Genomic DNA, 1,954 nt, shown 5'->3' on the forward strand with positions numbered 1-1,954 from the left:
CGAGCCATTGGTTTCTCAGCGAGGCCGGAGCGATTCCAGCTCCTTGAGGCGCTTCATCGCGGCCTGCTGGTTGAGCAGCCCGTAGTTGATGCCGCCGGCATTGAGCGAACTGCCGGACTGGTAGGGATACTGGTCGAAGTCGGAGAAAAACTCCTTGATCTTGCCCTGTATGGGCACGAGCAGCCACATGTTCTGGGCCAGGAACTTCATGGCTTCGCCGCCTTCTTCGAGGCCGCGCTCGTAGGGATCCATGCGCAGGTTGGTGATCATCGCCCAGGCCGTGACCTCGCGCGTGCCGGTCGCGATATTGCCCTTGGCCTGGGCGAAGCTGAGCTTCCAGTCGTTCCAGCGGATCGCGTTGAGATTTCCGGCCTGATCGAAATACATCAACGCGTCGCGCGGTGCGGTTTTGACCTCGCCCCTGAAATAGGGCCCGAAATCAAAGCCATCGAGATGGACCTTGAAGGTCTTGGTTCCCGCGGTGAAGCCGGCCTTCATCTTCTCCTTGATGTCTCCCGCCCCGGCGGCGGCGCAGAGCGTCGGGAACCAGTCGATCAGCGAGATCGTGTCGTTGTACTGCGTGCCGGGTTTGATCACGCCCGGCCAGCGCACCATCATGGGAATGCGCATGCCGCCTTCCCAGGTCGTGCCCTTTTCGCTCTTGAACGGCGTCATCGCGCCGTCCGGCCAGAGCGCGAGCTCGGCGCCGTTATCGGTCGTGTAGATCACGATCGTATTGTCGGCGATGCGCAGATCGTCGAGCTGCTTCAGGAGTTCGCCGACCATGCCGTCATGCTCGACCATGCCGTCGGCATGAATGCCCTTGCCGGTCTTGCCCATCGATTCCTTCTTCAGATGGGTGAAGACATGCATGCGGGTCGAGTTGAACCAGAGGAAGAAGGGGCGGTTCGCCTTCACCTGCCGGTCGACGAAATCCTTGGCGCCGGCCAAAAACTCCTCGTCGACCGTTTCCATGCGCTTGGTGTTGAGCGGCCCGGTATCTTCGATCTTGCCGTCGGCCGAGGACTTGATCACGCCGCGCGGGCCGAACTTGCGCTTGAACTCCGGGTCCTTCGGATAGAAGTAGCCCTCGGGCTCTTCCTCGGCATTCAGGTGGTAGAGATTGCCGAAGAACTCGTCGAATCCATGCCGCGTCGGCAGGTGCTCGTCGCGGTCGCCGAGATGGTTCTTGCCGAACTGTCCGGTCGCATAGCCTTGCGTCTTCATGACGTCGGCAATGGTCGGCATCCAGTCCTGGATGCCGTGCGGGTCGCCCGGCATGCCGATGGTCAGAAGACCGGTGCGGAACGGCTCCTGGCCGAGGATGAAGGAGGYGCGGCCGGCGGTGCAGCTCTGCTGGCCATAGCTGTCGGTGAAGATCGCACCTTCCTGCGCGATGCGGTCGATATTGGGCGTGCGGTAGCCCATCATGCCCATGGTGTAGGCGCTGATCTGGGGAATGCCGATATCGTCGCCGAAGATCACGACGATGTTGGGCTTGCGCCCTGCGGAGCCCGCCGGTGCCGCGGGCGCGGGCTGCGCCTGGGCGATCGCGGCCGAGCCCGACAGCCCCGCCGCGGCGAGCGCTGTGCCTCCGAGCAGGATGCTGCGGCGATCGACGATTTTTTCAGTATTACCCGGGAGTTCAGCCGGCGTAGCCTTCGGATTCATAGCAAAATCCCTTCATATGCAGCAGAAACGGCGGAAGGAGATAGCGTGGTCCAAGCAGAGGCACTGTGCCCGCTGGCTACTTCATGCGCAAGAAGGGGAGCCTTTGCTCGTCCTGCAGAGGGCGAATGCCAGCGCTGCTACGGGCGTGAGCGCGGCCGYTCGACCGGACGCTACTGGATGCCTCAGTCATTTGGGGCAATGGCCGCCGCAAGAGGAGTGCCGGCTTGTCTCGATTTGGCGCCCCAGCGGATTCAGGCCGGGAGCGAACGGACCCGATAGGCAC

1 protein-coding gene is annotated in these 1,954 nt (G+C 62.7%); it reads right to left on the minus strand.

Annotated features, from left to right (window positions below; all coding sequences use genetic code 11):
• Positions 1-15: 15 nt before the first annotated feature.
• Positions 16-1,671 carry an arylsulfatase gene (locus AC1D34_RS37095; RefSeq protein WP_476826969.1) on the minus strand — a complete coding sequence of 552 codons (1,656 nt, stop codon included), beginning with the start codon at positions 1,669-1,671 and terminating at the stop codon, positions 16-18.
• Positions 1,672-1,954 lie beyond the last annotated feature (283 nt).

It is taken from the genome of Allobosea sp. P1_A7, from assembly GCF_056406775.1.